We start from the raw sequence: 3,732 nt of genomic DNA on the forward strand, positions 1-3,732 counted from the left end.
GCGAGAACCCCTGCGAGAAGCCACCGTAAAGCTGGACATCGGGCGTGAGATCGAATGTGCCGCCGACATTGAAAGTCAGATTGTCGTAGTCAAAGGACCCGCCGATGACGTTGATCGCCGGATATGGCCGGTTGATGTAAAAGATGGCTGGGCGGTTGAAATCCTCGATGTCGAGGAAGTAGCGTTCGTAGCGCAATCCACCTTGCAGGCGCAGCCGGTCGGTCACAGGGACCTGCAACTGGGCAAAGCCGGCGACCGAGTTCTGCTTCATCGGACTGATGACGTCCCAGCCGTTCTCGAGTTTCTGGAAGGTCTTGTCGTGGATGAAGTCCAGGCCCCAGGTCAGCGTCGACCCCTCCAGCAGCATGTCGAGAGGGGTCTCGACCGTAGCGGTGACGCCGGCGCGCTTGCTGAAGAGCGTGGTCTGGGCAAAGCTGGCCTGCGGGTTGAGCGGGTTGCCCGAATAGTAGACCTGATTGTTCACGAAGCGATCGAAGCGGGTGAAGGGAAAGCGCTTCTCCATATCGTTGTAGAACGACTTCACTTCGAGCGATCCCAAGGCGAAGGCGGTGTCGGTATAGCGCGCGGTGAAATATTTTGAATTCTCTTCCACGGATTCGCCCGTATACGGCGCCGTGTAGTCGGGCGCCGCTGGAGTGGCCTGGAAATTGGAAAACCAATCCGGATTCTGTTCCATGCGGACCAGTTCGCCGGAGACCTCGAAACGACGGGCCCCGTCCTCATATCCCAGTCTTGCATAGAGGTTGCCGAAGTCGGTGCGATCGCCCCCGCCTTGGCCGAGCATGGCGTCGGACGGCAGTTCGCGACCGTCTCCGTCATAGGTCCGGCGCGTCCGCTGGCCGCTGGCCGAGAACATGTAGTCGAATTTGCCGATCTTCTGCGTCGCCGAAACCGAAACTTCCGGCGCCAGGGACTTGCCGGGATTTGCAGTGAACGCCTTCACCTTGGTCTCGACGGTGACGGTTGGTCTTTCGGTCGCGTCCCGCCTGGTGATGAAATTGATGGTGCCGCCGGTCGCGCCGGAGCCGTAAAGGCTGCTTGCCCCGTTGACCACCTCAATGCGCTCGACTTTGCCGAGATCGATAAGCGAAAGCGTTCGTGAAACGTCACGCAACGGGGTGTTGCGGGGAATGCCGTCGACGAGAATCAGCACGCCGCGACCGCGAAAGCTTTCCGAGGCACCTGAAATCGTCTGGTTTGCGATCGAAAAACCGGGAACCAGCTTGGAAATCAGGGTCGCCGGGTCGCTCGTCAGCTTGAGCTGTTGTGCCAGCTCATCAGCCTCGATGACCTGGACGGACCCGGGAATGCTGGAGATCGGCTGCTCCGTTCTGCTCGCCGTCACCAACACTGTTTCCAGCTGTATCGCGGGTGCCGAATCTCCAGTGTTCTGCGCCTGCACGGGCATGGTCGTGAAAGCAAGTGGCAGCAGTGCGAGGCAAGTTCCCGCGATCAGTTCATTCCGCATAGTCGCACTCCAAATTGGCCCCTCGGGTGCCGCAAAGGCATTGAGGGCCACAAATCGCTGGCTCCCTTTTCCCGGATCGATTAAATATGTCTCAATTACTCATGTTATCGATCAGGGCGATGGCGCGCTTGGAGTGAAGCGAAGCCGGCACTGCTGAAAACGAACTCCGACGATCCGAATTGAAAATGTTGCAGTTATATCACAGGTCGACCAACCCCAGCGGGATCAGCCCGGTGAGCTTCGACATGTCGGGTCACGACGACGCGGAAGCCGAGCGGTTGTGCGCCGGCCATTTTTTAACGGTCATCGGGGAGGTCGCGATCGAAACAGGGCTGGGTGTCCTCTCCGCCGTGCGTGGCGTGACATGTGGCCTCGCCGATCTGAACGTCATGACGTGTTTCTTCCCGCCCTCGCCGTTACGGGTGCGGGGGATTGGAATGCCGGGTTCGGACAAGGTGCTCATGTTGCGAAGCATGGAAGGTCCGCTGGTCGTTGAGCAGGATGGACGGAAGATAGAAGCCGCGCTTGGAGATTTCCTCTTTGTATCCGGTGAGATGGCCTACGACTGGTATCTGCCGGAAGGGGGCAGGCTGGACTGCGGCAGCCTGCCCGGCGCCGCTTTCCGCGTTTCCGGCGAGACGCTTTCCAGGCTGATGCTGCGACCGATCCCGAGAACGTTTCCTCCGCTCCAGCTTCTGATCACCTACGGCGCTTATCTGTTGATGCGTGGCCCGCATTCTGCCAACGAGGCGGAGATGGCCAATGCCCATTTCAACGAAATACTTCCGCTCGTCGTCGCCTATCTGGAAACCCCATCAACGGTGGAACGTGACCGGCTGCACCCTGTTAAACGCTATATCGATGATCACCTGGGGGATGGCGATCTGAGCATTTCCGCTGTGGCCGCTGTCCTCGATGTTACACCACGATATGTCCAGAAGTTGTTTCAGCGCGAAGGGACGACATTTTCGAGATATCTTCTCGAACGGCGCCTGGCCGAGGCGCGCAAGCTGCTGTTGCGGGGAACGGGAACGCTTTCGATAGGCGCCACTGCCTATGAAGTCGGTTTCGGGGATATCTCCTACTTCAACCGCACCTTCCGAAAGCGTTATGGCGTGGCGCCTTCCAGCGTTCGGGATGAAGCGCGGCAGACCCTTGGTTGAGTGGCTAATAGCCCGGGCAGAGACCGTCGGAATAGTGCGGCGAACCCTTGGGGCGTTGCCGATACTGCGTATACGAGGATACCTACATCCGTTAAGCTGAGCGCCGCGTCAAACGGGAGCATCGATTGCAAGGATTTGCGGAAAGCGTGATGCAGGGGCCGCGAACCGTGGCCGAACAGGTCGCCAATGTCCTGCGCGAAGCGATTGCCGGTGGAACCATCAAGGCGGGCACTCCGCTGCGCCAGGACGAATTGGCCGAGCAGTTTGGCTTCAGCCGCATGCCAATTCGTGACGCCCTTCGCCAATTGGAAGCCGAAGGCATTGTTTCCATCCATCCGACAAAAGGCGCGCAGGTCGCCCGGATGGACGGCGCCGAGATCGGTGAAATCTACGCACTGCGCGAACTGCTTGAATGCGAGGCGGTGCGGCTTTCGCTTCCCAACCTCGCCGGCGCGAAGCTCGACGAGGCGGAACAGGTGCTCGACCAGATCGACGCGGAGCGCAATGTCGGCCGATGGGGTGCGCTGAACCGTGCCTTTCATCTGGCTCTCTACGACGCCTGCGGTAACCGTCGATTGCTCGGCCTGATCGAGGCGCACCACAATGCCGCAGATCGCTACGTCCGCATCCTCCTGTCGAACCTGGATTATCGCAGCCGCTCGCAGACGGAGCACCGCGACCTGCTGGCCGCCTGCAGGGCGCGCAAGGAGGACAAGGCCATAAGCATTCTGAGGCGGCATCTTCGCGAGGGAAGCGAGACGCTGGTCAGCGCGATCAGGGAAGATGGCCTGTCGCGAAAATCCTGACGGCGTGGCTTGAGCTCCGGTTGCCTCTGCGCGCGATCACTGCCACATATTGCAACATCGATACTCGATCCAGGATCATCATGTCCCCCGACAGCAGCCTGCCGGCGCGCGCCCTTGCTCCACGTCGCCACGAAGAGATCCTGCGGCGGCTGGGCGCTCACGGGTCTGTCAGTGTCGCCGAGCTGGCCGGGTTCTTCGATGTCTCACGCGAAACCATCCGCCGCGACCTGAAACTGCTGTCGGATAAAGGACAGCTCGGCGACACTGACAGACC

The 3,732-nt window shown here is 60.1% G+C and carries 4 protein-coding genes; 3 read left to right on the forward strand and 1 reads right to left on the reverse strand.

Going from position 1 to position 3,732, the window contains the following annotated elements:
• Nucleotides 1-1,489: TonB-dependent siderophore receptor (locus EN964_RS28355; protein ID WP_127277007.1), on the reverse strand; the 1,489-nt coding region annotated here is incomplete at its 3' end.
• A 233-nt stretch (nt 1,490-1,722) separates the two neighbouring features.
• Here EN964_RS28355 and EN964_RS28360 point away from each other — a divergent pair.
• The 3 genes from EN964_RS28360 to EN964_RS28370 all read left to right on the forward strand — a co-directional run.
• A complete protein-coding gene (locus tag EN964_RS28360; protein WP_164748649.1) occupies nt 1,723-2,652 on the forward strand; it encodes an AraC family transcriptional regulator in 930 nt (309 codons plus the stop codon).
• 149 nt (nt 2,653-2,801) lie between these two features.
• Entirely contained in the window at nt 2,802-3,458 is a 657-nt protein-coding gene (locus EN964_RS28365; protein ID WP_127266983.1) for a GntR family transcriptional regulator, read from the forward strand.
• An 80-nt stretch (nt 3,459-3,538) separates the two neighbouring features.
• Nucleotides 3,539-3,732, forward strand: a 194-nt coding sequence (locus tag EN964_RS28370) for a DeoR family transcriptional regulator (protein WP_164776043.1), incomplete at its 3' end; no start/stop codon positions are given.

Origin of the sequence: Mesorhizobium sp. M7A.F.Ca.CA.001.10.2.1, from assembly GCF_003998575.1 — a bacterium.
Lineage (GTDB): Bacteria > Pseudomonadota > Alphaproteobacteria > Rhizobiales > Rhizobiaceae > Mesorhizobium.